The 24,743-nt window shown below is 62.6% G+C and carries 25 protein-coding genes and 1 pseudogene; 16 read left to right on the forward strand and 10 right to left on the reverse strand.

Translation table 11 applies throughout. From position 1 onward, the window contains the following. Positions 1–255 precede the first annotated feature (255 nt). Together QE360_RS13960 and QE360_RS13965 are read left to right on the forward strand one after the other, a co-directional pair. Complete coding sequence (locus tag QE360_RS13960) at positions 256–882, forward strand: hypothetical protein (protein WP_309702405.1); 627 nt, start codon at positions 256–258, stop codon at positions 880–882. Further along, a complete protein-coding gene (locus tag QE360_RS13965; RefSeq protein WP_309702407.1) occupies positions 883–3,066 on the forward strand; it encodes a hypothetical protein in 2,184 nt (727 codons plus the stop codon). A gap of 267 nt (positions 3,067–3,333) precedes the next feature. Here QE360_RS13965 and QE360_RS13970 read toward each other — a convergent pair whose 3' ends face one another. After that, the gene (locus QE360_RS13970; protein ID WP_309702409.1) at positions 3,334–4,146 is read right to left on the reverse strand and encodes a hypothetical protein; all 813 of its coding nucleotides are present in this window, start codon (positions 4,144–4,146) and stop codon (positions 3,334–3,336) included. Between the two features lie 104 nt (positions 4,147–4,250). On the opposite strand from QE360_RS13970, the gene QE360_RS13975 reads away from it, so the two are divergent. After that, positions 4,251–4,538, forward strand: coding sequence for a hypothetical protein (locus QE360_RS13975; protein ID WP_309702410.1), 288 nt, complete (start codon positions 4,251–4,253; stop codon positions 4,536–4,538). 26 nt (positions 4,539–4,564) lie between these two features. Continuing rightward, positions 4,565–4,732: a hypothetical protein gene (locus QE360_RS13980; RefSeq protein WP_309702412.1), complete on the forward strand. Its 168-nt coding sequence runs from the start codon at positions 4,565–4,567 to the stop codon at positions 4,730–4,732. Between the two features lie 226 nt (positions 4,733–4,958). Here the strand turns inward: QE360_RS13980 and QE360_RS13985 are convergent, their stop codons facing one another. Then, entirely contained in the window at positions 4,959–5,537 is a 579-nt protein-coding gene (locus tag QE360_RS13985; protein ID WP_309702414.1) for a hypothetical protein, read from the reverse strand. Positions 5,538–5,560: 23 nt separating this feature from the next. Further along, on the reverse strand, positions 5,561–7,648 hold the full coding sequence (locus QE360_RS13990) for a S8 family serine peptidase (protein WP_309702416.1): 2,088 nt from the start codon (positions 7,646–7,648) through the stop codon (positions 5,561–5,563). Between the two features lie 1,432 nt (positions 7,649–9,080). Here QE360_RS13990 and QE360_RS13995 point away from each other — a divergent pair. The 8 genes from QE360_RS13995 to QE360_RS14030 all read left to right on the forward strand — a co-directional run bounded on the left by QE360_RS13995 (position 9,081) and on the right by QE360_RS14030 (position 15,278). After that, positions 9,081–9,716: a hypothetical protein gene (locus QE360_RS13995; protein WP_309702419.1), complete on the forward strand. Its 636-nt coding sequence runs from the start codon at positions 9,081–9,083 to the stop codon at positions 9,714–9,716. A gap of 47 nt (positions 9,717–9,763) precedes the next feature. Next, entirely contained in the window at positions 9,764–10,579 is an 816-nt protein-coding gene (locus QE360_RS14000; RefSeq protein WP_309702421.1) for a hypothetical protein, read from the forward strand. Between the two features lie 85 nt (positions 10,580–10,664). Then, positions 10,665–11,279, forward strand: coding sequence for a hypothetical protein (locus QE360_RS14005; protein ID WP_309702423.1), 615 nt, complete (start codon positions 10,665–10,667; stop codon positions 11,277–11,279). Further along, the gene (locus QE360_RS14010; protein ID WP_309704185.1) at positions 11,279–12,214 is read left to right on the forward strand and encodes an AAA family ATPase; all 936 of its coding nucleotides are present in this window, start codon (positions 11,279–11,281) and stop codon (positions 12,212–12,214) included. Before QE360_RS14005 ends, QE360_RS14010 begins: the two co-directional genes overlap by 1 nt. A gap of 89 nt (positions 12,215–12,303) precedes the next feature. After that, entirely contained in the window at positions 12,304–12,840 is a 537-nt protein-coding gene (locus QE360_RS14015; protein ID WP_309702424.1) for a hypothetical protein, read from the forward strand. 249 nt (positions 12,841–13,089) lie between these two features. Then, positions 13,090–13,923, forward strand: a complete 834-nt coding sequence (locus QE360_RS14020; protein ID WP_309702425.1) for a hypothetical protein — start codon at positions 13,090–13,092, stop codon at positions 13,921–13,923. A 142-nt stretch (positions 13,924–14,065) separates the two neighbouring features. Next, complete coding sequence (locus QE360_RS14025; protein WP_309702427.1) at positions 14,066–14,686, forward strand: hypothetical protein; 621 nt, start codon at positions 14,066–14,068, stop codon at positions 14,684–14,686. A 127-nt stretch (positions 14,687–14,813) separates the two neighbouring features. After that, entirely contained in the window at positions 14,814–15,278 is a 465-nt protein-coding gene (locus tag QE360_RS14030) for a hypothetical protein (protein ID WP_309702429.1), read from the forward strand. A 51-nt stretch (positions 15,279–15,329) separates the two neighbouring features. On the opposite strand, the gene QE360_RS14035 is transcribed toward QE360_RS14030, so the two are convergent. Next, on the reverse strand, positions 15,330–16,136 hold the full coding sequence (locus tag QE360_RS14035) for a hypothetical protein (RefSeq protein WP_309702431.1): 807 nt from the start codon (positions 16,134–16,136) through the stop codon (positions 15,330–15,332). Positions 16,137–16,320: 184 nt separating this feature from the next. After that, positions 16,321–16,617, reverse strand: a complete 297-nt coding sequence (locus tag QE360_RS14040; protein WP_309702433.1) for a hypothetical protein — start codon at positions 16,615–16,617, stop codon at positions 16,321–16,323. A gap of 155 nt (positions 16,618–16,772) precedes the next feature. Between QE360_RS14040 and QE360_RS14045 the strand changes: the two genes are divergently transcribed. From QE360_RS14045 to QE360_RS14060, 4 genes and pseudogenes are all read left to right on the forward strand, one after another. Then, entirely contained in the window at positions 16,773–17,105 is a 333-nt protein-coding gene (locus QE360_RS14045; RefSeq protein WP_309702436.1) for a metalloregulator ArsR/SmtB family transcription factor, read from the forward strand. A gap of 11 nt (positions 17,106–17,116) precedes the next feature. Beyond that, a complete protein-coding gene (gene arsC, locus QE360_RS14050) occupies positions 17,117–17,545 on the forward strand; it encodes an arsenate reductase (glutaredoxin) (protein WP_309702439.1) in 429 nt (142 codons plus the stop codon). Continuing rightward, complete coding sequence (locus tag QE360_RS14055; protein ID WP_309702442.1) at positions 17,545–18,831, forward strand: arsenic transporter; 1,287 nt, start codon at positions 17,545–17,547, stop codon at positions 18,829–18,831. Before arsC ends, QE360_RS14055 begins: the two co-directional genes overlap by 1 nt. Further along, positions 18,831–19,058 (forward strand): annotated as a pseudogene (locus QE360_RS14060) (arsenical resistance protein ArsH); the annotation flags it as partial. The gene QE360_RS14055 and the pseudogene QE360_RS14060, both read left to right, overlap by 1 nt. A 338-nt stretch (positions 19,059–19,396) precedes the next feature. On the opposite strand, the gene QE360_RS14065 reads toward QE360_RS14060, so the two are convergent. The 5 genes from QE360_RS14065 to QE360_RS14085 form a co-directional block, all read right to left on the reverse strand. Next, positions 19,397–20,371, reverse strand: coding sequence for a DUF6607 family protein (locus tag QE360_RS14065; RefSeq protein ID WP_309702444.1), 975 nt, complete (start codon positions 20,369–20,371; stop codon positions 19,397–19,399). Positions 20,372–20,384: 13 nt separating this feature from the next. Continuing rightward, positions 20,385–22,559 (reverse strand): TonB-dependent hemoglobin/transferrin/lactoferrin family receptor, encoded by a 2,175-nt coding sequence (locus tag QE360_RS14070; RefSeq protein ID WP_309702446.1) that lies wholly within the window; start codon positions 22,557–22,559, stop codon positions 20,385–20,387. Between the two features lie 224 nt (positions 22,560–22,783). Continuing rightward, positions 22,784–23,419 carry a L,D-transpeptidase family protein gene (locus QE360_RS14075; protein ID WP_309702447.1) on the reverse strand — a complete coding sequence of 212 codons (636 nt, stop codon included), beginning with the start codon at positions 23,417–23,419 and terminating at the stop codon, positions 22,784–22,786. Between the two features lie 35 nt (positions 23,420–23,454). After that, positions 23,455–24,405: a CDF family Co(II)/Ni(II) efflux transporter DmeF gene (gene dmeF, locus QE360_RS14080; protein WP_405052596.1), complete on the reverse strand. Its 951-nt coding sequence runs from the start codon at positions 24,403–24,405 to the stop codon at positions 23,455–23,457. A 40-nt stretch (positions 24,406–24,445) separates the two neighbouring features. Next, positions 24,446–24,721 carry a metal/formaldehyde-sensitive transcriptional repressor gene (locus QE360_RS14085; RefSeq protein WP_309702450.1) on the reverse strand — a complete coding sequence of 92 codons (276 nt, stop codon included), beginning with the start codon at positions 24,719–24,721 and terminating at the stop codon, positions 24,446–24,448. Between the last annotated feature and the right edge of the window lie 22 nt (positions 24,722–24,743).

Raw genomic sequence — 24,743 nt, forward strand, 5'->3', positions numbered from 1 at the left:
TGGCTCATTGAACGAGCAGCGTGGGCGACTGCAGCCTGTGCGGGCTTGATGTGGCTGCCAGTGCAAAGAGAGGCGTCTTGGAAACCCTCGAACTGATAGAACTAACGATCCGATGTTACGTCGAGAGGATGGCCTAGACGGCCGACGATTTCTCAGGCACCGCCCCAAGGTGAATGGGAGGCGCACGGCATGGAATCGGAACGGCAACCACATATCGAATTTGGTCGATCCGCTTGCAATTTCGAAGGCTGAACAATGGCATCTGTCCGTAGAGCTATCGTATTCCTGGATTGGGATACCGCCCGTCGGATTGCTCCCGCTGATCGCTTCCAGACCTCCGACCTCAAGCGCGCCGCACGGCAGATCGAGCAGGTCTTTTCGGCCCTTCAGGGCATCGTCGCATCTCACCTGACAGCTCTAGATCCGAAGTCGCTGTTCCGGGTTCGTTGGCGACTTTACCACGGTTGGTATAGCGGCAAGAGCAAAACCTTCGATTACCAAGCGGTGAGCAAATTTTTGCAAGACGCAAGCACGATCGCTATAAAGAACGTCTCCTTCGGCATCGACATCGAAGTCGCAACGTCGATGCTCATCGGGGGGCAACGAATGCCATTGTATGATACCTTGCGGAAACTTGAAGAAGCAGATGGTACGAAGATCGCAAGGCAGAAGATGGTTGACACCAGCTTGGTTTGCGACCTTTTGCAGTCTTCCCGTAGTTCTCGTGATGACGTTCATCTAGTTTATGGCAACGATGACGATCTTTTACCAGGTATCTTTGCAGCTGAGGCATGGGGTGCTAACATTCACATGTTCCGCCCAGCTCACGGGAGCAAGCACTTGGACACCCGTCGGGTTGTCTCTGTTCTTGAGGGGATTTGAATGATCTTACCTGATTTTCTGGAGCGTGACCTTCGCCCGTTTGCTGATCCGGCAACAGAAGTCGATGTGTTGGCGAATGGGCAAACAATCCGGGTTTCTCTGACCCGTGACGGCGAAGGCCATACCATTACGTTGAGCGTAGACTCCGGCCAGGTGCGACTTCAGACCGCACAAGACGGGGAACCAGTCACGCGTGACTTCCCAAGTTTGCGTTCGCTTCTTGCTTCACAATATTTTTCAAGCGTTCAGGTTCTTGCGGACAATCAAAGGCGTTTATTAGACTCACAGCGCGTTAGCGTTTTCATCGATCCTGAAGGTGAAATCGATGGGGAGCCTCTTACACTCACCACCTTCCAGGAGTTAGCGGGTCTTAGGGAGAAAGAATCGCATGATAAGCCAATCGGCCTCATTCTCCTAGACGGGTCCGCCGGGGTGGGTAAGACATCCCTTATTTCCCAACTCGTTCTGTCACGCGCAGAGAGTTACGGACGAGAAGGCAATCAGCCACCCGTTCTACATGTCGCAAATCGTGGGCGACGTTTAGTCAGCCTGGATGAGTTAATTGCATTATCCATTCAGCTCGTTCGCGGCAGATTTACGTATGATCAGGTGCCAGCTTTGGTACGCCATGGAGTTTTGCAACTCGCGATTGACGGCTTTGACGAGTTGGTCGATGCTGATGGCTACGCTGATACATGGTCAGTCCTTCGAGACTTCCTCAGTGATATTGAGTCTGGTGGGCCAATTATTCTCGCCGGGCGAGATACTTTCTTTGATCTCACGAAATTTTCCGAGCGGCTACACGATCTCAGCGCAAAGGTTGAGATTAAGCACGCCAGTCTGTCGCCCATCACCCCAGCGACGGCAAAGACATGGCTTACACGGATCGGTTGGTCAGCCGAGGATCTCAACTCCAGCGAAGCCAATGAGCTATTGAAGCCCGACTCCTATGTCCTCCGACCGTACTTTTTGAGTACGATCGCACCACTAGGTGGCGTTAACTCCGTCCTAGGAGGCCTGGTCAGCCCACGAGATTTCCTTGTAAGAAGCTTCCTTCAGCGCGAAGCTAAGCTTATCACTCAGCGTGTAAACATGGATGAGTCGACCGCAGCCAAGTTGCTGTGGGAATTATTCGAGCTGGTAGCGCTTGAAATGGCCGAAGCCGAGACAGAATCAGTTGATTTGCCATTTCTGCAGCTGGCTGTTGATCTTACGTTTGAACGTGCACTGAAGGAGCCCTCCGACTTAGCTAAGCTTCGTCATAAAGCGGGTTCCTTCGCCCTTATGGACGTTGATACCCGACAGGGGTTTCGACGATTTCCGCACACAGAGATTTCGAATCATTTTCTCGCAAGCTCCCTGTTCAAGGAGATTCTTTTAGGTAAGGTTCCGCGCTTTTTGCGACGCGGTTACTTTGGGACAGACCTACTTCTGATCGCTGGTGAACAGATGTTGGATTTGCCCACTGAGATATTTGACGATCTCCGGTTGAAGTTGATCGCTCTTATGCGCAACGATGTTGGCGCAGAGAGACTGAGCGATAACGTTACAAGTCTGTTAGCAACGTCAGCCATTGTAGACTCCCCAGATGAACTGCGTATTGAGCGCGCTAACGCGGGTGATGTAGTCCTGTTTGGGACTACCGGGTCGGCTCGGATGGTGGAAGTCGGTATCAATCGACTCGACTGCAGAGGAGCCAACTTGTCAGCTATAACGTTTGATCAATGCTCTGCATCAGTGTTGGTCGTCGACGAGCAAACTTTGTTCGGGGCGACGAGGCCCGCTGTGGGCAGCTTGATGGTAGAAACGGCAGGTAAAACGGCGGTGCTGTACAATCCTGACGAGATCAACGGCTGGGTATCTGCTCATCAGACCGACCGGGATGAGTCACAGTTAGAGAACGACGCCACCAGACTTCTAGAGAGAGTCGCTCGCGTATTTTTGCGACAGTTTTTTATCAAAAGCGATCCATTTGATCCTGCAGGACGCTATCTATCGGAAGGTTACTGGCCTGCGATCGAAGAGAAGCTCGCTCGCGCAGGCCGGTTGCGGCGAACAGACAGGAAAGACGCGTCAGGAAAGCGCGGTGAATTTATTCACATCATTAACCCTGGTGCGCTTTTGGAACGTGCCTCGGAAGAGGATCGCCAAATCTGGGGAAGTGTGGCGGAATTGGCGCAATAACCTCTGATTACGTGTCAAGCATGTCCCATTCATCATGCGGTAGGGAGCGGCTGCATCCGGTCATAGATTTAGGCTCTTTGGATGACGTAGCTTGGGCGGGCGAGTGCCGGAATGCTCGATGAGACGGAGTGGCGGGATAAGAGAAAAGCGGCCGTTTACGACCGCGTCGGAGAACGACGCATTCTGGTCGACCGCTGCCGGAAACCCGATTGGCGCTTGTTGGGACATACCCGACATTCCTGAGGGGCCGCGTGTGTCCTGCAGAGTCTATTTTTTGTCCTCAGATTTCTCTTTGCCGGCTGGCTCTGCATCGCCTCCGTGATGCATGATCGCCTCATAGATATTGCCGCCATGCTCGATCAGGTTGTCGGCCTGCTCAACGACTGCACTTGAGGCAGCAATGGCGACGCCAATAGCGATGATCGGCTTCTTAGCTTTTTGAAACCAAGAGCGCGCCTCTTCCGTCTGACCACCCTTCATGTTCTGACTGCGGGCAATCTCAGCGGCCATGGAACCATAGGCACGGGAAATGCCATCGATACCGATGAACCGATAGTTGCCGATTGCCCAGCGCAGGTGATGAAGCTGCCGGATCACAAATGCGCGCAAAGTGGCATCCTTGATTGCCTCTTCTGCGCTCTCGATCAGATCATCAACGGTTGCAGTCCACTGTTTGAGCGATGCCTTAGGCATATCTCGGTGGGCATTGGGTTGCAGTACGTCGTCGAGCAACGTCAGCAACCGGAACGAGTCTGTCTCGTTTTTCAAATTGTCGGTAGTGAGGCTCTGAATCCTCGTCACTTCCAAGTACTGTTGAAAAGACGAGGCTGCGCCGAGATACATCTGCTTGCTCGCGTAGCGTAGCCCGCTGTTGTCGATCTCATCGTGCAACGCGGCCAAGCTGCGCGAAATCGCCCCAAGTGCGATATAATACTCGTCGCTCGATATCTCCGCATCGAGCAACCCAGCCCATGCTTGAGCGATATGCTTATTCGGCCCCGCGCTCAGGGCTTTGAAAATCGAGACGATCTCCGAAGCGCGGGTGTGATGATTGATTTCGACTTCTTCCGCGTCCGCCATGTTCGCTCCCTTTGCAAACTAGATAGACGCCGCGGAACAAGCGGGCAACATCGTAGCAGAGGCCGACATCAGGGATCGTGTCGGATGATCGGCAATGCTCCTGTATGGGGTTCGCTGCGCTGCACCCGCAGGAGACGGCGGGCGTGCTCTTCACCTTTGACACCCATGTGCCGGAAATCTATTCGGGTTCGGTAGAGGCCGAGGCTTTCCCGATCCATTGTGCGCGCGGAAGCGACGGTTGGGCGAACGTGCTGGATGTCACGCTGGTCGATCCCGGCCTCGCGGATCGAGAGGGGCGTGTTCGATATGTGGGCCGAGGACGGGCTGGTGATCGAGAGCGCGCGATCCTTCGGCGGCCGCAGTTCCTCGGGACCGCTTCTTCGAGCAATTGAGAGCGAATGGTATCCGTGATGTGGTGGTGAGCGGTGTCGCCACCGACTTTTGCGTGCGTTGGGGGATCGATGGATTGCTCGCTCGCGGTTTCAATGTTTCCGTGCCGCCCAGACTGACCCGCGGCATCGTCCGTCAGATTAAAGACGTCGCCGTAGGGGACTTCGCAAGTCTACCCGTAAATGTCCGTTCATGATGTTTGGATGACAGGTTCCGCCGTGAGCAGACGTTCCCGGCCCCGCATCGGAATGGCGTGTGTTGGTCGCGAACCGACGTTGGGGCCGGTAAACGAAGGGTCAGTTACCGAACCATCCGTCTCCAAATCGCACGGCCGACTTCCCGCCAGTACGAGAAATCCAGAATGTCCACCCGCTAATCAATCTGACGGTCGCCGTCAGGTTGATTCGTGTGCCCATCTAGAATTAGCCCCAAACCATGCCGATAGTTTTCACCATCCATGCGCCCTCGGGCGTCCGCAGCAGTTCGAACGTCTGATGGTGCGCGGCCTGTGATTGCGGCGAGATGTAATAGACCGTGAAGGCCAGCGCGTTGGCGGCAGGCTTGCGGACGTCGCTGAGGCGCAGCACGTCCTGGCAGTAGCGTGGGTCATGGTATTGGTCTTCGCCCCGCGCGACATAGCCCTGCGACGGTCCGTAGTTCGATGGGGTCACCGCGTCGCGATTCAGCACCCTCCAGGCGGTGTCGTTGACGCCGCAGGCGCTGGTCCGGATGAGGCGTTCGATCAGCGGGGCTGCCGCGGCCATGTCTTTGGCGATGTCCGGGTTGGTCTGCCTGGCTGCGACGGCTTCGTGAATGGCGCGGGCCTGCTCGGCGCTCGGCTCGACCACGGCGATGGGGCGAACCGGTGTCGGTGCGGATGCGCCCTGCGCGGCGGGCACGGTCATCGCTTTCAGGACGCGGCCGAGGAGGCCACTTTGCGCGGGGGCGACAGCCGGCAGCATGGTGACGATGACAGCGGCGGCGATCGAGAATGTCTTCATGGTCGTGTTCCTGTGTCCGGGGTTCAGAAGCGGGCCGCCCAGTGGGCGAGCATGGAGGGCGAGCCATCCGTCAGATCCTGCATGAGGCCGATGCGGATGGTGGAGCGAGGACCGCCGGTCGAATAGCCGGCGGTCAGCTGCGCGCGGCGCTGACCGGCGAGGCTGGCACTGGTCGACTGATAAATCAGCGATCGGGTCGCCAGATCGTAGCTGCTGGCATAGGTCAGACGTGCGGCGCCGGCTTCGATCATGAGCGGTTGTGCGACCCCAAAGCTGATGAGCCCACCGAGCGCCGTGCCGGTCATCTGGAAGCCGAGGCGGCTGCCGACCAGCGGTGTCGTTCCGGTGACGAGGGACGCCGTGATCGGCTTCATTCGCGTCAGGCCGAGCGAGCCATAGCCCTCGATGCTCCAACCCGGCGCGACGCCGAACCCATGATGCGCTTCGATCATGACGGTGCGGGCGCCGCTGCCGAGACGCAACGCGCCTTCGCCCGTGGGCATGCCCATCAATGTGCCCGTCTCGTCGATGAAGGACAGCCGCATATCGGCTGCCCGTCCGGACCAGCCCAGCGTCACGGCGCTCGCCGCACTCTCCTGGGTGCGGCCGCTGGCGATGGTGATGCCAAGACGCCCGCCAGCCAGATACCGATCGACGCCCATGCTCGTGCCCGCCTGCGGTGCGTAAGCCAGCACGCCATCGGCAAAGGGGGCAAGCCCCATCACGTCTAACTGAAGCGAGTCCGCCGCATTCCACGCTGCACGAATGCCGAGGCCGTCGCTGACATAGTCGATGGTGCCGGCCGTCGCCCGGGTGACGACCTGGTCGCCGCCGGGGCCGACCCGCACGCTGGCGAAGCCCATCGTGCCGGTGAAGCCGCCGAAGGACAGCGCCGACTGGTGGCCCATCTGGGCGACGCGTCGCCAAATCCGATGATCGGCGCCGACCTGCGGCTTGACGATCAAACCGGCAAGCGATGTGGCATAGTCCCGGCCGAACTCGTCGAGGATCGTGACGTTGGACAGCGCCGTCTGGATCGCCGCCGCGCCCATCGGCGTCGGGATCGCCATCACCGAGGATCGGACCGCTGTCTGCGTCGCGCCGTTCGACAGTGTCGGATTGACCGGCGCCAGCGCGGCCTTGAAGTCGACCAGTCCGTGGCCGAACACGTCGTCCACGCCCGGATCGCCGATGTCCTTCGCGGTCGTCAGGATCACCTTGCCCGCCTGCTGCCCGGTCAATTGCGGCCATTTCGACAGGATGTCGGCCGCGAGCGCGGCGACCGTCGGCGTCGCCGAACTGGTGCCGCTAAACAGCCCCACGGTGCCGTTGACCAGTGTCGTCACGTTTGTGCCGACGGCCACCACGTAGCGGTCCTTCATGGTCCCGGCGCGGTTCGAATAGGACTCGATGGTATAGGCCTGGATGTTGGGGCTCAGCGCGCCGACGAAGATGATCGCGTTGACGTTGGATGCGTCGATGGCGGCGGCATCCGCAGGATTAGCTGCGGCGCTGTTACCTGCGGAATTGACGATCAGGCCGCCGGTGGCCCCGAAGCGGGTGACGGCCTCTCCCCAAGTGGCGCTGCCCCCCTGGTTCAGCGAACTGCTGACGATCTTGATCTTCTGCGCCGTCGCATAGTCGAGCGCCTCCACGGCGCGGAAAATCACCTCGGTCTTGGTGTCCTCATCCCAGTCCGATACGCGCAGCACGGCAAGCTTCGCACCCGGAGCATAGCCGACCGCACCTTGCCCGTTTGCGTTGCCCGCGATGATGTTGGCGACCGCGGTTCCGTGATCGGACTGGTCGTCGCCCAGGACATCGCGCTTCGTCTTGATCCCACCCTTGGTGACGTAGCCAAAGTCCTTCGAAAGCGACGTGTCGATGCGGCCATCGAGTTCGCCGTTCACGTTGACAACGCCGTCGTCGACGACCGCGACGGTCACGCCGTGGCCATCATGGCCAGTGTCCAGCGCATAGAGCGCGTTGACGAATTCATTCGCGCCGTAGTTGCGGCGGAACTCGGCCGTGTCCGCCGCCGATCTGGTCGGCTGCAGGTTGGAGGGCGTGATGATGTAGCCAGCCGGCGGTGGCACCGGTGCGGAGTACACAGGCGGTGCTGGCGTGGGCGTCGGCGTCGGACTGGGGGTTGGCGTAGGTGTTGGAGATGGCGTGGGCGTCGGTGACGGCGTAGGCGTCGGTGACGGAGTGGGTGTTGGTGACGGGGTAGGACTTGGCGACGGAGACGGCGTCGGGCTTGGCGTCGGCGCAGGCGTTGGGCTTGGCGTTGGCGTTGGCGTTGGCGTTGGCGTCGGTGCCGGCACTGGCACGCTACCCGAGCTGGCTATGCTGCCACCACCGCCGCCGCAGGCTGCAATCGTCAGCGTCAGCAGGCTCGCCGACGCTGCCTTGATCCCCCGTAATCTCGTCATGTCATCCCCCTCGAAGGGATGCACGCCAGCCGGCGGCACCCCGTTGAATGACGGGGTGCCGGCCCTCTGGAGACCGGATGTTCGAAACCTGCAGTAAAACAGGCGCGGGCGCCTTTAGCCGGGTGGCCTGGACATACGCGTCCGCCACCCGGTCACAAAGAGCTTTGCGACCGTGTGTTGGTCTTTCGACCGCTGGTGGTCTTGCGACCGGCTTTTACTGCAGGGTTTCGACGCCCCGGCCCGCGGAACTGAAAGTCTCGCAGGCCGCCTCAGGCTATAGCCGGATCGTTAACAAATTCCTAGCGGCGCGGATGGTTGTGGTCTTCCGGGACAACCGACCGCGTTCTGCAAACACCTCCGTTGTCCCCTCGAACTGGTATCGAACTGGGCTCCTGACCTAAAAATCGAGATTATCCGGGATATAGCCCATTTTGTGGACAAATCGCTTATCCGCAAAATACCTGATTTTCGGGACAAGGCGATTTTGGGGCCATTCGCCGCCGATCCTTGCGACAGCTCAAAAAGCGTCTTTTTTGTAGCTATGCCGATTTTCGAGACAAACCCGGTTGCGTCTATGCCTGGCTCTGACATCAGACCATTCCGGCGCGCGGTCGACTACCGGCAATCCACAGCCAAATAGCCCATAAACCACTGATTTTACGTCTATCCGTAAAATGCGGTATTTTGGGTCAAACCAAAATACCGATTTTTGGGAAAAGCCGGAAAACCTTATCCGGAAAATGCCCTATTTTTGCAGAATAGGGCGAAAAGCCGCCTCTGCGGACACCATCCGGCATTTTCCGGATAACCAGATTGGTACAATTTCGGACCTGAGCCGCCGACCCCCACGGTCGGACGGGTAGAAGAGCAAATTCATGTCAGGCGCAATACCGCAAACGTGTGGCAGGCCATCACGTTTGCTGCGCCACCCCCGTGCTTCGGGGGCGGTTGGCTCGCATACGCTCGTTTGGGCTCGGCGCGGGGCGCCTCGGATCGGACGCGCGGCGTCCTCGGGCGCCTCGATGCGGCTTCGACCGCATCGAGGCTGGGGCGTTCGTTTGTCGCAAGCGCCCGACCAACATATAACCACCGACACTGTCGGGACATCATCATGGACGAACTCTACGCCGCTTTTAAGCATCTAGCCCGCCGTTTCCATGGCCGCTGGAGCAGGCTCGACGACGCGCTCACCCTCATTCGGTCGACCAGTGGCGCGAGGCCCAGTGAGGGCGAACGCACCCGCCGGATGCTCTTGAATGCCTTCCGCGTGCAGACCTACCCTTCCGAGATTCGCGAGGCGCTGCAGACTGACCGGCTGAACGCCATGCGGGCATTGGGCGACCCGCTGAGCAAGGCGCTGGGGCATATTATCACGATCGAGTTCGCTGAGGAGATGCTTAGGGCGTTGGACGATGCGGAAGGCCAACGTAAGCGCGAAACTGCCGCTGCGAAGAAGATCGAAAAGACCGACCAGGTCTACGGTCCTTTCATCCGTGCCATGCACAACCATGGTATCGTGCGTGGCGATCATGAGGTCATGACCGAGCAGGATTGGGCCGTCGTCGCCAAATACATACGCCGCAGGGTCGCGGCCCGCCTGCGCGACGTCCCGCCCGTTCGGACATACCAGGAAACGCTTACGCCGGACGGACGGCTTCATCCTTTTTGGAACGGTTACCGCATGCCGGTTGATCAGGTGGATGGTGAGGAAAAGGTGAAAGGCAAACCGGCCCCGCCGCCGCGCTGATCGTGCCCGCGGGACATCGTCCCGCTTCCCACAGGATGAGGTGACCTATGCGCTCTTCACAGCGCCCGTCCAGCCACGCCCACGTGCCGGGCGCCATCGTGGCCTATGACATCGAGACGATCGCCCCGGCGATGCCGGATGGGGCGTTCCCGCCCTGGCCGCTGCACCGGCCGGTGGCGATCGGCTTCGCCGCCGCTTCCATACGGAATGGCGAATGGACGTTCGACATCGAGGCGCTGGTCGCAACCGGCGATATCGACGAGGCCGATCTGATCCGCGCCGCCGACCAGCGCTTCTCCCAGGCGCAGGTCGTGACCGGCTACAACTCGACCCAATTCGATGCGCTGGTCCTGCGGCTGGCCGCACAGCGCTGCCGGTTGTGGAACATGCCGGCGCTGGCCGATCATGCTGCTGCGCATCGCTATGGCGGCGAACATCTCGATCTCGCCGACCGCTATGCGAGCTTCGGTCGCAAGGTCGGGCTGGCAGCGCTGTGTGACCAGATCGGCATCCCCGCGAAGACCGATGTCGCGGGCGGCGATGTCGCCGCCTTGTGGGAGGCAGGCGAGCATGACCGCATCCGTCGCTATGTGATGGAGGATGCGGTCGCCACGCTCGTCCTGTGGTTCGCCTGGACGGCCGCGCGCCAGGCTGACGAGTCGCTGGTGACGCGACCACTGGCAGCCCTTGCGAGACGGATCGAGGCGACACCGGAGTTCCATCATCTCCACGCCTTCGTCGACTGTCCGCTGATGCGCTGGTCGCGCCCGCGGGCGCTCGCCGCCGATGTGCGGGCCGCGCTCGACCGCGTCACCGCGACGCTACGCCGCGAAGCCGATGAGCAGGCCTTCGCCGCCGCCTGACCGCGACCATCACCACCAAGTCTCCCCGGACGGCCCGGCCATCAACTCAGATGGCCGGGCCGTCGTCATTTCAAGGACCCCCGTCATGACCACCGACACCCTCGTCCTGTCCGTCGCCTGCATCCGCCAACCTGCCATGGCGCAACGACCGGCGCGCACTTTGCTGATCGGCGCCACGACGCTGGCGGTACGCCGCAGCTTCGGCACCTATGGCTTCGATCTCGTTGCCGACAGCAGCACCGTCACCGATGATCCGGCCCAGACGATCGGCTGGCTGGCCGACCGCCTACGCTATCCGCCCGGAAGGCTGCTGCTATGGCGCGCCGAGGACATCGTCGTTCCCGCCCTCATCGAATGCGCTGGCACCGCGCGCAACGCGGTCGCCGCCGCCCGGATGTTGCGCGGACTGCATGGGGCGCTGGAAGGCGGGATGGTCGACGTCGCCGACGCCTTTGGCGGTTCGGCCGCGACATCGTTCGACGCCATCGCCCACCGCGCCGGTTTGCCGTTCGTGCCAATGTCGGCCACCGCGCTCGCCGACGCGCACCGGACCGGCAATCACGGTGATATCGAAGATCATCTTGCCGCCCGTGCCAAGGCCACATGGCGTCTGTGGCTGGACGGCCAGCCGGACATCGGCCCGGTCCGCGCCGCTACCGATGCCTGGCTCGCTACGCCGAATGCGGAGGTGCGGTCGTGATGATGGTCGTCAATGGCATGCCGCATGTCCGTCCGTGCCGCTCGATCCCGTCCGACGGTCTGGCGGACAATGAATGGAGCACCTCAATCCCCACGCAGTATGCGATGCTCACCCAGCCGCTGCCGCTCGCCGGCGGCGCAATGCTGGAGCGCGCAGGCAGCAGCGGCGAGGCACGGCTGGCGGCGGTGCTGCGCGCCGAGGCACCGTGGATGGCGGCATTCGCCGACCGGATTGCCGAACGGGCTGCGCTGAGCTTCTGGGCGGGGCGGCCATGGCTGGCGTTGCGCCCCATGTTGCTCGTCGGACCGCCGGGGGCGGGCAAGACGTATCTGGCGCGCAGGTTGGGGGCCTTGTCCGGCTGCGGCGATGCAGTGCTGTCCTTCGCCGGGGTCAACAGCAACGCGGTACTGGCGGGTAATCCGAGGGGCTTTCGGCATCCGCAGCCCAGCCTGCCTGCCATGGTCATGCAGCGGACCAACACCGCCAATCCGGTGATCGTCATCGACGAGGTGGAGAAGACGGTGGCGAGCGATCTGGGTGACGCGGTCGCGACGCTGCTCGGCATGCTGGAGGGCGCGGGCGCCGCCCGCTACTTCGACGGCTGCCTCGCCGCCGAGATCGACCTGTCGCACATCAACTGGGTGATGACGGCCAATCGCATCGATCGGTTGCCCGCAGCCCTTCTGTCGCGGGTCGAGGTCATCCAGGTGCCAGGGCCGCGACCGGAAGATGCCGAACTGGTGCTGCCCACTCTCTGGCGGGACGTCGCCCATCAGCTCGGCCTGCCGCCATCGGCACTGCCGCAAATCGAGCAGGCCGCCGAAACTGCGCTGCTGCGCGTGTTTCGACGGACGCGCTCTGTACGCCGGCTGCGGCAGGCGATCGAGACACTGGTCGCCGTGTCGGCACGCCACCGGCTCCACAAAGTCCATTGATGGGCATCGAAGGCGGTGCGGTGAGCACCGTCGGGAACGGGAAAAATGCTCCGGCCGGGAAGCGGCCGTCACCAGAAAGGAATGAACACATGGAAATGATCGTCCGCCACCAGAACTTCATGCTCGCGCTGCGTCAGCTGATGGGCTGGCCCACCTTCGCGCCGGTGAACAACGTGATCGCATTTACCTCGGGCCAGACGATGTCAGCGCCGGTTGGCGTTGAGCTTGGCCGTATCGCACAGGCGCTGAACAAGGACCTTGTCTATTCGGGATGGTCGACCATCACCGCCAGGGAACCGGATGGCTTCGCGGTGGCCTTTCGCGATCTGGTCACGGTCGACATCATCGATCGGCTTGTTCCCTTCGCTGCGGACGATCGCGCACGCGTGATCCTGGTCAGCACCTCCACCGACGAGCATTTCGCGATCGACACGCGGGGTTCGCTGATCCGCATGGCGGGTCGGCCGAAGGCCGTGCGCGACGGCCGTGCGCTGGCGATGTCGCGGATCAAGGCGGTGGCCGCCACCCGCAGCAGCGACTTGCTGCCGGATAACCAGTTCGTTGCCACCGGTGCCGCCGTTACCTGCCCGCAGCCCTTGCACGAGACGATCGTCCGCTTCGCCTGACTTACCCGGCGGCACCAGTCGGTGGCCGCTAATTCCTGATTGTTCTGGAGACCTTACATGCCCCTCGAAGCCACAACGCCTCGCCCACGACGCAGCTGGATCGTGCTCGATATTGAGTCCGCCGTTCTCGATCATACCGCCCACCAGCGCTACCAGCGGCACCAGTCGGTGGCCGCTAATTCCTGATTGTTCTGGAGACCTTACATGCCCCTCGAAGCCACAACGCCTCGCCCACGACGCAGCTGGATCGTGCTCGATATTGAGTCCGCCGTTCTCGATCATACCGCCCACCAGCGCTACCAGCAGATGGAGCGTTGGACGCCGTCGCCGGACAAACCTATCCGCCGTGGCTACACCCGTAGCGAAGACCCGCTGACGTGTCCGCGATGGATTTTCCAGACGCTCTGCGTCGCGTCGATCATGGTGCTGGTCGAGGATGCCGAGGGCGGCTTTGATGTGCGAAGCTTCGAGACGTTGTCCGCCCCGGAATTGGATGAACGCGGTGTTGTGGCCGGCGTTCTTCGCGTGCTGGCCGACGCCCCGCCAGAGGCTGAACTCTGCACCTGGATGGGCTTGGCCCATGACATACCTCTGCTGATTGCGGCCGCGATGCGGCATGGTTTGTCGCTACCACGAAGCTGGGGCTGGCTATCGCATGGTGGTTTCCACCGCGACCGGCATATCGACCTCGCCCGCGCGCTGACCGCAGGCATGAAGATCAAGCCGATCCATCTGGCCGAGGTTCTCGCCGCGATGGACCTGCCGGGCAAGATCACCTGTCCGCCCTTCGCGGTCACCCGGCTGATCGAGACGGGGCAATGGGAAGAGGTGGCATCCGCCTGCGAGGTCGACGTCGTCTCGACCGCACTGTTGCTGGCCCGCTGGCGGCGGCTGACGGATCCCCGCGCCGAAGCCGAGGCGGTCGAGGATCGCATCCTTCGCCGCGTCATCGAACAGCGACCGGATCGGGGATATATCGCAGCGTTGCAGGCACATCGGGATCGGCGCTTCGCCGCACAATATGCGAAAGCCGCCAACGATGCCGCGATCATGGCGCCGTGGCTGGATCAGGACGCCGCCTGACCCTTCACCCTTGCTTCACCAACCTGCATTAGCCTCGCCGTCATGACAAGGCTGGTCCTACTCCCACATGCGCCATTACGGAAAAACGCGGACAGCCTGTCTGCAAATTCTCGGCGTGGCGCATGAGGGAGTAGGACCTGTCATGTCCAAGCCCTTCGTTCCTGCCGAGGACGCCCGCCAACTCACCCGCGACGAAATCAAGGCGGAGCTGGTCAGGATCGATATGGCGCCCGGCGCCGCAATGACGCGCTGCGCCGACCAATTCGCCGCCGATTATCCGGGTGAAGGGCGTGATCTCCTACAGACGGCAATCGTCGGTGCGCTGACAACGCGTACGTGTCGTGAAGGTGTGTCGGGCGAGCGGTTCCTGGCGGGCATCATGCGCAGCATCGCCTCGACCCATCGCCGCGCTCGTGAACGGCGCGGCGAGGACGTCGTGTCGCTGCCAGTCGAGGTCCTGGCCGAACAGATGGCGATGGGCGGCTATACCGTCTTGGCGGCCGACGACGTCATCGAGATCGAACGCGTCCGGCTGGTGTGCGAACGCATCCTCGACCAGCTCAGCGCTGCCTCACCGCGTCAGGCCGCGCTGGTCGATGGGATCGGCCTTGGGTTGCGCGGGCAGGCGCTTGCCGACCACCTGGGCCTGTCCATGCAGGATCTCGCCACCGTGCGTCGCGCGCTGAAGCGTCACGCGCAACGTCTGTGGATCGACGCTGACGCGCAGATATTTCGATCCGAGGCATCGCCCCACGCAAAGTGAATCGATGGAGCGGCCCCGGCCTCTATCCGCACTTTGTGCAATCCGAGGTCCCGTAGCTTCGGCAGGAAAGAGATGACGAAATGTGTCGTCAAGATAGCGGCATCGGAAAATCAATGAGGAGAAATGAATGGAGTATATCTCACTAGCCGGCTTGGAGTGGCTGGATCGGTACCGATTGAACATCGACTTGATGATAGATCGGTGGAAGAAAGGCATGAATGTCACGCCTCGCCGTACATCATCCCGTCACAATCAAGATTATGAAGAAGATGCTCCTGATGGTGACATCATTTATCGTGACGGATTCTGGCTTACATATCAAAGGTGCGGCGGAATTTTGTATGATGAGATGCGCAACCAGCGCGCTAAACTGATCGTCCCCGGAACATCGCTACCCGAAGCCGCTATCGATAAACTCTATCAATCGGCGAAACCGCTCAAAGATGTCGTGCAATTGCCTGAGCATTGTATCGTCAACTTCGCCAATCCCAAAATAATCCGAGCAAAGAATTTGGAGAAGAACGCGGTAGATTTCCTGTTACGAGTGGATTGGATGACGACCACGCTGGCTTATAATCTCGAGCGGATGTGAGCATACGGAACCCGTGCTGACGCCGCCAGCGGCAGCACGGGCGCTGTTGGGTCAGCTTTCCATATTACCCTGCTCGTCAACGGAGCCGCCGCTCCAGATTTCACTCATCGGCATCGCATCGGGTTCAGCATCGTCTGTCGATACGGCCCTGCTACTCTGCGACCCTTCGATCGTCTCGAGCTGCTCGCTGCAGATTCGATGTGCGGCGTCGGTGTCAGCCACGGGTTCGCGATCATTATGCTCCTCATCCGACCCGTCATTCCTCTTGATCGCAGCCGGAGGCTGGTCGCCCGCGTCGAGGTCAACCTTGCCGACCTTGGTGATAGCAGGCTTATCCGACTGAATAGAAAGTTGCTCGAGCCGTCCGAGTAGCCGATCTTCACGACGACGGGCATCATCGAGTTGAGCCCGTAGCTGGTCACTTTGGGTTCGCGCGGCATCGCGTTCCTTCTCAGCTTCGATCCAGTGATCCGTCAGCATATCTGCCTCGGTTTCGCTCCTGCTCAGACGCTCCTCGGCCGTCGCGATGCGGAGCGAAGCGTCGCGATGTATCGTGTTGACCGTATCCCTGAAGGCGCCGAGCAGGGTATTCATCCCGTCCGTTGTAAAGCGATCGAACAGCCCCTGAAACGCTGTGCGGACTTCAGGCGGGACTTCGAGGGCGGGCGGAGCGTCCCTCTCGGCACTGGCCGCTACCCAGAGCTTCGCATTCTTGTAAAAGCCACCATTGGGCCCGACGCCCAACAATCTCGCCGCGTCGACGATACAGTCACCCGGCTTCCACTGCCCGGATTTGACCAAGCCTTCCATCATCCCCGCCACGACATTGGGGCGGAGCCAGTCCTTGCTCTTCTTCATGATATCACTCGCCATTTGCGAGCCAGACCGGACCTGCGAGACCTGCGAGACCTGCGAGACCTGCGAAACCTGCGATATCGCAGGTCTCGCAGGAGAAGGCATTCGACAGGTCAATCCGACTGGCACATTGTCATCTTGCGCCATGACCGTGTCGGTCAGGCGCGGGATTTTATGGCGACGGCGGTTATGGTGCGGCCCAATGTTGGGGTGGACGATTTAACGACCGTTGCAGCGCAAGTGGATCGAGCGCAGCGCCGATACGACGGATGCCTGATTGCAGACGCAGCCAAACCAGCATGCCGATCGAAAATAGCGTCACGATGATCGACTGCAGGCAACGATATACACCGGCGCCGCCGCGACGGCGGTCAGCCCTTGCACCGACGATGCGCGACACGGCGGCAAGCAGTGTTCCGATCGCGTCACACCGCTGGGCGCTCAAGGGCGCGGACAGGGTCTGAGAAGGGGCCGAACTGCTCATCGTCTGTCTTTATAGGCTGGCGCGTCCACGCCGCCAACTCGATGGCAATCGCATGAAGAAAGTCTGCTCCTAGCAGATTCTGACTTGGGTAAGATCGGGTAGGCCGAAGCGATCCATCAGTATGCCAGTAGCAATGAATCCACTATACTGGATATATGGAAACTGATTCGGCAATCGCTGCATTCGGCGCTTTCGCACAGGCAACGCGCCTAGATGTGTTCCGGCTGCTGGTGCGCCACGAACCCGCCGGGATGGCGGCTGGCGAAATCGCCCGCCAACTCAACGTCCCGCAGAACACCATGTCCGCGCACCTTGGTATTCTCGCCCGCGCGGGACTGGTCCGCTCCGAACGCCATAGCCGGTCGATCATCTACCGCGCCGACCTCGACGGCCTGCGGGCGCTGACGCTGTTCCTCGTCAAGGATTGCTGTGCGGGCAACGCGGAACTGTGCGCGCCGCTCATCGCCGAACTCGCCCCCTGCTGCTGAAAGGACGCTCCGTGGCTGTCGATATCGTCATCTATCACAATCCGGAATGCGGCACGTCGCGCAACGCCCTTGGGCTGATCCGCAATGCCGGCATCGAGCCGCACGTGGTCGAGTATCTGAAGACCCCACCCGCGCGTGCGCTGCTGGTCGAGCTGATCGACCGCGCTGGCATGACGCCCCGCGGTCTGCTGCGCGAGAAGGGGACGCCCTATGCGGAGTTGGGCCTGGGCGACACGTCGCTGTCCGACGATGCGCTGGTCGATGCGATGATGGCACACCCGATCCTCATCAACCGGCCGCTGGTCGCCTCGCCGCTCGGCGTGAAATTGTGCCGCCCGTCCGAAACTGTCATCGATCTGCTGCCGAGCGACCAGCTTGCCGCGTTCGCAAAGGAGGACGGCGAAGAGGTGGTCGATGCGTTGGGCCAGCGCGTCGCCTGATGCTTCTTGCCATCCTGATCTTCGTCGCGACGATCACGCTCGTCATCTGGCAACCCAAAGGCCTCGGGATCGGCTGGAGCGCGATGGGCGGGGCCGTCGTGGCGCTGCTCGCGGGAGTCGTCACGTTGTCCGACGTGCCGGTGGTATGGGGCATCGTCTGGAACGCGACCGCCGCCTTTGTCGCGATCATCCTCATCAGCCTGTTGCTCGATGAAGCCGGGTTCTTCGAGTGGGCGGCGCTGCACGTCGTCCGCTGGGGCGGGGGGCATGGTTGTCGGCTGTTCGTCCTGATCGTGCTGCTCGGCGCAGGCGTGTCCGCGCTGTTCGCCAATGACGGTGCGGCGCTGATCCTGACGCCGATCGTCATCGCCATGCTGCGGGCGCTGGGGTTCGAGGACAAGGCGACGCTGGCGTTCGTCATGGCGGCCGGGTTCATTGCCGACACCGCCAGCCTGCCGCTGGTCGTGTCGAACCTCGTCAACATCGTGTCGGCCGACTTCTTCCAAGTCGGGTTTGGTGACTATGCGTCCGTTATGGTGCCGGTCGACCTCGTGTCGATCGCTGCGACGCTGGCGGCGCTGCTGCTGTTCTTCTGGCGCGACATACCGACAGACTATGACGTGCGGGCGCTGCGCGCGCCGCGCGAGGCGATCCGCGATGCCGCAACGTTCCGCGCCGGATGGATCGTGCTCGCCCTGCTGCTCGCGGGGTTCTTCCTGCTCGAACCGCTCGGCGTGCCGGTCAGCGCCGTGGCCGCTGCCGGCGCGATCCTGCTGCTGGTGATCGCAGGGAGGGGCCACGTGATTCCAACGGCCAAGGTGCTGAGCGGCGCCCCGTGGCAGGTCGTGATCTTCTCGCTCGGCATGTACCTGGTCGTCTATGGCCTACGGAACGCAGGGTTGACCAATCATCTGGCGGCGTTGCTCGATCGCACCGCGCAAGGCGGCGTGTGGGGCGCTGCGCTGGGCACGGGCGTCATCGCGGCCGTCCTGTCGTCGGTGATGAACAACATGCCGACCGTGCTGGTGGGCGCGCTGTCGATCGACGCAACGCACGCGACCGGGGCCGTCAGGGAAGCGATGATCTACGCCAACGTGATCGGCTGCGACCTCGGCCCCAAGCTGACGCCGATCGGCTCGCTCGCGACGCTGCTGTGGCTGCACGTTCTGGGGCAGAAGGGCGTGCGCATCGGATGGGGCTATTATTTCCGGGTCGGGGTCACGCTGACCGTGCCTGTCCTGCTCATCACGCTGGCGGCGCTCGCGCTGCGAATTGGGATCGCCTGATGCCTCTCCGCGACCTTGCCGATCCCGACCATCTGCCTGCGCTCGGCCGGCGCTATGCGCTGGATCAGCCCGCTCTCGGGCGGGGCGCTGGCGATCTGCCGCCCCGCATCCTGCTGCTCTACGGATCGCAGCATGAGCGGTCTTATTCGCGCCTGTGCATTGAGGAGGCGGCACGACTGCTCCGTTTCTTCGGCTGCAAAACGCGCATCTTCGATCCATCGAGGCTGCTGAATCTGTTGCAGGGAAGGCGCATTGATCTGGGCACCAAACTGTAGCACATAGCATTTCGGACGATCTAGAAACCGCAGTTTTCTGCGGGTTTCAGTGTGACAAAATCATGGAACGGAATCCCTTCACCCGCTCCATTCTGGAATGAAGGTCCTGCTCGGCAGCTTTCCGATCGCCGGACGATGAGCGCCACAACGCGGCCCTGAACCCCCGAATTAAACGCTGCACGCTTCAGCCGACAAAGGCCATGCCGCCGAACCGTTCGACCCGCCGGTCGGCAAACCGGCGGGTCGTGATCGACGGCAAAATGCGAACGGTCCCGAAACCCGTCAGTCCATCACCCGATCCGCTTCGTATGCCCGTCGATCAGCGCGATGGCTTCGGCTGTTCCGGCGGCGTTGGTCATCTTGCCCGCCTGGATCTCGTCGGCGATCGTCAGCAGGCGGCCGCTGATTACGGTGCCGGTTTCGGGCTCTTCCTGGATCGCGATCCCGCCCTTCGTCTCGGCGACCCGTTGCCATGCGGCCCGCACCGCCGCCCAATAGGCGCTGGTCTTCGCCCAATAGGTGTCGGCGGCCTTTACGTCATAGCCGTCGAAGCGCTCATAGCTGTTCAGCACCGATTCCTGGACGATGGGGACGAGCTTGCCGTCCTTCAGGCCCATCTTCGTATTGTCCTGCCAATGGATCCAGCCGGTCGGGGTCGGCTGGTGTCGATTGATCGCATAATAGCGGTCATAGACCGGATGGCGGACCGCATCGCGGCGGGCGAGGGGGCGCCAGGTCCAGTTCGACCGCCAGCGCCGGACGCCGGCTTGTGTCTCGAACTGGCCCCATCCGGCATAGCGCGGGCTGTCGTCGACCTGATAGACGGTCTGCGACCAGCGTCCGGCACGCATCCGCTCGGGCACGGCCTCCCACACCCACCGGCCCGGTCCCGCATAGACCAGCACGCGGGACGGTTGATAGTCCCAATCCTGCCGCCAATGCTTGATGACATGGGTCTTGCCGCCATGCTCGACGACCAGAAGATGCTGGAGCGCGATATGGTCGGGCGTGTCCTCGATCACGCGGACCACTTCGTTGCCGCCGGAAATCTTGCGCTCCAACGGAACATAGCCCGCCGCCCAGGGCGTGGTTTCCTGCATGTCGAAGCGGACCTTGTAATCGCCCGCCATCGCCAGGATCTCGGCCCGGTCGGCGGCCTTGGCGGCCTGGGCCTCGGCCATGGTCTGCTTCACCGGGCCATCGGCATGGGCGGGAACGGGGAGCAGCGCGAGCGCGGCCAGCATCAGCATCGGACGGTTCATCATCGGGTCAGTCCTTTCAGAAGCGCAAGGAGAGCGACGCGCTGGCGTTGCGCCCCGGCTGGGTGAAGGCGGCGGGGGGCACATCGGCGGCGCCGGTGGGGAGGGGGCGCGGCACCGACAGGCCGCGCACATCGGACCACCAGGCATAGGTGGCATTGGTGAGGTTGAAGATGCCCGCGCGCATGGTCAGCGTGTCGGTCAGCTTCGCGAACAGCGTCGCGTCGAGGATCGTGAAGGCGGCCGGTCGGAAGCATGTGGTGGAGCACAGGCCGGTGGTATCCCGTGCCGCCTTTTGTGCGCTGTGGGTCATCACGACCTGACCGCCGAAGCGCCCCTGGCCGGGTTCGCGCCAGCCCACCCCCATCACCAGCTTGAGCGGGTCGATCGTCGCCAGCGGCTTGCGGGTGCCGTCGGCGGCGATCTGGTCCCCTTGCGAATAGGAGATGGCGAGCTGGCCGGTCAGGCCGTTGCGGGCCCGCCCCTCGAACCGGGCTTCGGCGCCCTTCACGCTCGCGCGGTCGAGATTGACGAACTGGTACAGCGCGGGATCGCTGGGGGTGAAGCGTCCGCCCACCACCTCCTGGCTGATGAAGTCGCGGTAATCGGCGCGAAACACGCTCGCCGACAGGTCCACGGCATCGCTGTTCAGCCGCAATCCGGCCTCGACCGCCTCGCTCGTCTCCGGGCGAAGGTTCGGATTGGGGATCGAGGTATAGCCGAAGGCGAGGTTGGAGAAGAACTGGTTGATCTGCCCCGGCTCGGGCGCGCGGAAGCCACGGGCATAGCTGGCGAACAGTCGCACCATTGGGGTGAGCGTGACGACCGCGCCGATGCGCGGGCTGACCCGGTCGGCGGATTGCCCGGCGCCGGTGAATTGCGGCAACAGAGGATCGCGCCGGGGCGACAGGCGATACCAGTCATAGCGCAGCGCCGGGTGCAGCGTCACCGGCCCGATGCCGATCGCGTCCCCGACAAAGGCCCCGGCCAGGGTAAAGTCGGTCGTCGGAAAGGCGCGGGTCGGGAATGTCTCGCCCGATGGCGGCACGGTGCCATCGCGGACGCCCCGCTGGCGCAGCACGCTGACATCGGCGCCCGTCACCAGCCGGTGGGTGATCGCCCCCGTCGAGAAGCCCAGCCGGACCTCGCCCGAGCCGCCATAGACCCGGTTCTCCAGCGTGTTGAGCCGGGTGCGGTCGGCCAGCGTTCGGCGGTCCTCGGCGCTGAACTGGCGATCCTCGGCATTCTGGACATAGGCGGCGGCGCGCGCGAACTCGATCAGGCCGGTCCCGTCATAGGTCCAGTCGAGCGTGCCGCGCCAGCGCTCGGCGGTATCGCGGGCCTGCAACCCGGCGACGCTGGTGTTGATCCCGGTGAGCACGTCGGTGGCGACGCGGTTGCCGAGATACTCGCCGGTCGCACGCAGGCGGTGGCCCGGCGCGACGTTCCAGACCAGCTTGCCCAGCAGGGCATTGGAGTGGCCGTCCTGCGGATTGGGCGCGGTGCGGGTGACGCCGGTGCCCTCGACATCGCCCCGGTTCTTCAGTTCGGAAAAGTCGCGCCGGGTATAGGCGAGCATGGCCGAGACCTCGCCGGATCGGCCCGCGACGATGCCCGATTGGGTGAACTCCTCGTCCGCCGAATTATACTGGGTGCGCAGCGACCCGCCGAAGGATTTGTCCCCCAGAATGTCGGCGGGGTCGCTGGTGACGAAGCTGACCGCACCCGCTAGTCCGTCGCTGCCATAGAGCGCCGAGGCAGGGCCGCGCAGGAACTCGACCGACTTGATCAGGCCGATATCGACATAGTCGCCGCGCCCGGCATCCTGCGCCCCGAAGCTGAAGCCGTAGGGCACGCGTACGCCATCGACCTGGATCAGCACGCGATTGCCGCCGATGCCGCGGATGACGAAGCCTTCATTGCCCGCTCGTCCGGTCGATCCCGATGCGGCGCCGAAGCGGGTGGGCGCGCGGCGAACGCTGACGCCCGGTTCGAAGCGGACCAGATCCTTGATGTCGGTCGCCAGTTCGTCGGCGATGGTCTCGGCGCGTTTGACCGAGATGGTGACCGGCGCATCCCGCGCCTCGATCGGCGCGCGGGTCGCGGTCACGACGATGTCGCACTGTTCGGTCTTTTCGTCAGCCTTTTCCCCAGGTTCCCCGATCGCAGCCATTACGGCGAGCGCCAGAAGCATATGACCCCTTTCATCTATTGCCTATCACTCGCAATAAGACGCTAAGGTGCAATTCTCAATGGAAAAATGCAAATGACTCGCATTAGGTTATGCGAGCTAACGCTAGGGGCGGTGCATCGCCAGTTGCGCGGGTTTCATGTCGCGTTTTGGTTTCTGACCAGAGGTGTTGGGTGTAAGCTATTGAAATAGCTGAGATCTAATGCGCCCCTTGCGGGAAATGCGTTTTACCCGACGATGCTCTGTCCCATGGCGAGTCGCTTGCCGTTGGTGACGATCACCCGGTCACCGATCCGCGTCGCGGCGAACAATTTGCGTGCAAAGGCGGTGGGCACGCCGACACAGCCATGGGTCGCATAGCCATAACGCACATCGCTGCCATGGATCGCCACGCCGTCGCGGGTCAGCCGCAACATATAGGGCATGGGCGCATCATAGAGGTTGGACACATGGTCGGCGTCCTTCTCCAGGATGGGAAAGACACCGAGCGGAGTCGGCATATTGTCCGCGCCATAGATGATCGCCGCGGTGCCGATCTCATAGCCGTCGCGAAAGATCGACACGACCTGCGCGGCGAGGTCGACGGTAATCACCACCGGCCCCTGCGGCGCGCCGCTCTCGTCCCACACGAAGTCGCCATGGTGCAGCGGTGCCTTCAGGTCGAGAATGCGGCGCACGACGAAAGGCGCGGGCGAGGGGCTAGAGGAGGGAGAGGGCGCGGGGGGACGGATAGCCGCCGTTTGTGGCGCCGCCACGACCTTCGACCTCGCGACGTCCTCGTCGGCGGAATGCCGGATCAGCATCACACCGCCACCCAGGGCGCCGATCAGGATCGCACCGGCCAGAAGCTGCAAGGGGCGCATGGACAGCGCTTTAGCAGAATGGCTTCAACGAAGCGTTACCGGATTTCGATGGTCACATGGCCGACCGCGGGCATGCCATCCAGGCGGCGATGGACTTCCGCACAGTCCAGCGTGGTGCCGATCCCCTCGATCGACAGGACGACGGCATGGGCGGTCGGGCCGATCCGCCAGATGTGGAAGTCGTGGATGCGCGTATTGCCGGACGCCTCGATCCGCTCGCGCACTTCGGCGGCCAGCCTGGGATCGGCGGCGTCGAGCAGCACGGCCGAGGCCTGTCGCATCAGCCCGACCGCCCAGTTGGCGATGACCAGCGCCCCCAACAGGCCTACCGCCGGGTCGAGCCAGACCCAGCCCAAATAGCGCCCCGCGACCAGCGCGATGATCGCCATGACCGAGGTCAGTGCATCGGCGAGAATATGGATATAGGCCGCGCGCATATTCGTGTCGCCGCCATGCCGGTCATGGGCATGGTCGTGATGATGATGCCCATGATGATGGCCATGGCCATGGTCATGCCCATGGCTGTGCGCGTGCCCGTGATCATGCCCGTGGCCGCCGCCCAGCATCCACGCGCTGATCAGGTTGATCCCCAGGCCCAGCACCGCGACCAATATGGCATCGCGAAACGCGACTGGATGCGGATCGCCGAGCCGGACGACGGACTCATAGGCGATGCCCAGCGACACGATGCCCAGCACCATGGCCGATCCGAACCCCGCCAGTTCGCCGACCTTGCCCGTGCCCCAGCTGTAACGGGGATTGGCGACATGCTTCTTGGCATAGGAATAGGCGAGCGCGGCGATCCCCAGCGCGCCGACATGCGTTGCCATGTGAAAGCCGTCCGCCAGCAACGCCATCGATCCGGTCAGATAGCCCGCGACGATCTCCGCGACCATCATTCCGGCCGATAGCCAGACGACCGCCCGCGTCCGCCGGGCATTCTCGTCATGGGCATGGCCCAGATAATCATGGCTGTGGGCGGTCACGGTCGGGTCCTTCGGCAGCATCGGGTCACGGGATAGAAGTTCAGCGGAAATGGCGGCGAAGCAGCTTGGCCAGCTCGGCGGCGGCGGCGGTCCGCTCGGCGTCGCTCAGGTCGGGGGCGGCGACATGGGCGTGGAGATGATCCTCGACCAGCTCGTCCATCAACCCGGCTACCGCACCCCGCACCGCCGCCACCAGATGAAGCGTCTCGGCACAATCGGCATCCGCCGTCACCGATCGCTCGATCGCCGCGACCTGCCCCGCGATGCGGCGGACGCGTGCGACGATCTTTTCCTTGCTGGTGGTGACATGCGCCATAACGCATAGGGGTATAGGGTAT

Source organism: Sphingomonas sp. SORGH_AS_0789 (assembly GCF_031453055.1).
GTDB lineage: Bacteria > Pseudomonadota > Alphaproteobacteria > Sphingomonadales > Sphingomonadaceae > Sphingomonas.

Coding starts and splice junctions, on each gene's coding strand:
- QE360_RS13960 (WP_309702405.1), top strand. CDS start 256: ATGGCATCTGTCCGTAGAGCTATCGTATTCCTGGATTGGGATACCGCC.
- QE360_RS13965 (WP_309702407.1), top strand. CDS start 883: ATGATCTTACCTGATTTTCTGGAGCGTGACCTTCGCCCGTTTGCTGAT.
- QE360_RS13970 (WP_309702409.1), bottom strand. CDS start 4,146: ATGGCGGACGCGGAAGAAGTCGAAATCAATCATCACACCCGCGCTTCG.
- QE360_RS13975 (WP_309702410.1), top strand. CDS start 4,251: ATGGGGTTCGCTGCGCTGCACCCGCAGGAGACGGCGGGCGTGCTCTTC.
- QE360_RS13985 (WP_309702414.1), bottom strand. CDS start 5,537: ATGAAGACATTCTCGATCGCCGCCGCTGTCATCGTCACCATGCTGCCG.
- QE360_RS13995 (WP_309702419.1), top strand. CDS start 9,081: ATGGACGAACTCTACGCCGCTTTTAAGCATCTAGCCCGCCGTTTCCAT.
- QE360_RS14000 (WP_309702421.1), top strand. CDS start 9,764: ATGCGCTCTTCACAGCGCCCGTCCAGCCACGCCCACGTGCCGGGCGCC.
- QE360_RS14005 (WP_309702423.1), top strand. CDS start 10,665: ATGACCACCGACACCCTCGTCCTGTCCGTCGCCTGCATCCGCCAACCT.
- QE360_RS14010 (WP_309704185.1), top strand. CDS start 11,279: ATGATGGTCGTCAATGGCATGCCGCATGTCCGTCCGTGCCGCTCGATC.
- QE360_RS14015 (WP_309702424.1), top strand. CDS start 12,304: ATGGAAATGATCGTCCGCCACCAGAACTTCATGCTCGCGCTGCGTCAG.
- QE360_RS14025 (WP_309702427.1), top strand. CDS start 14,066: ATGTCCAAGCCCTTCGTTCCTGCCGAGGACGCCCGCCAACTCACCCGC.
- QE360_RS14030 (WP_309702429.1), top strand. CDS start 14,814: ATGGAGTATATCTCACTAGCCGGCTTGGAGTGGCTGGATCGGTACCGA.
- QE360_RS14035 (WP_309702431.1), bottom strand. CDS start 16,136: ATGAAGAAGAGCAAGGACTGGCTCCGCCCCAATGTCGTGGCGGGGATG.
- QE360_RS14040 (WP_309702433.1), bottom strand. CDS start 16,617: ATGAGCAGTTCGGCCCCTTCTCAGACCCTGTCCGCGCCCTTGAGCGCC.
- QE360_RS14045 (WP_309702436.1), top strand. CDS start 16,773: ATGGAAACTGATTCGGCAATCGCTGCATTCGGCGCTTTCGCACAGGCA.
- QE360_RS14055 (WP_309702442.1), top strand. CDS start 17,545: ATGCTTCTTGCCATCCTGATCTTCGTCGCGACGATCACGCTCGTCATC.
- QE360_RS14065 (WP_309702444.1), bottom strand. CDS start 20,371: ATGATGAACCGTCCGATGCTGATGCTGGCCGCGCTCGCGCTGCTCCCC.
- QE360_RS14070 (WP_309702446.1), bottom strand. CDS start 22,559: ATGCTTCTGGCGCTCGCCGTAATGGCTGCGATCGGGGAACCTGGGGAA.
- QE360_RS14075 (WP_309702447.1), bottom strand. CDS start 23,419: ATGCGCCCCTTGCAGCTTCTGGCCGGTGCGATCCTGATCGGCGCCCTG.
- QE360_RS14085 (WP_309702450.1), bottom strand. CDS start 24,721: ATGGCGCATGTCACCACCAGCAAGGAAAAGATCGTCGCACGCGTCCGC.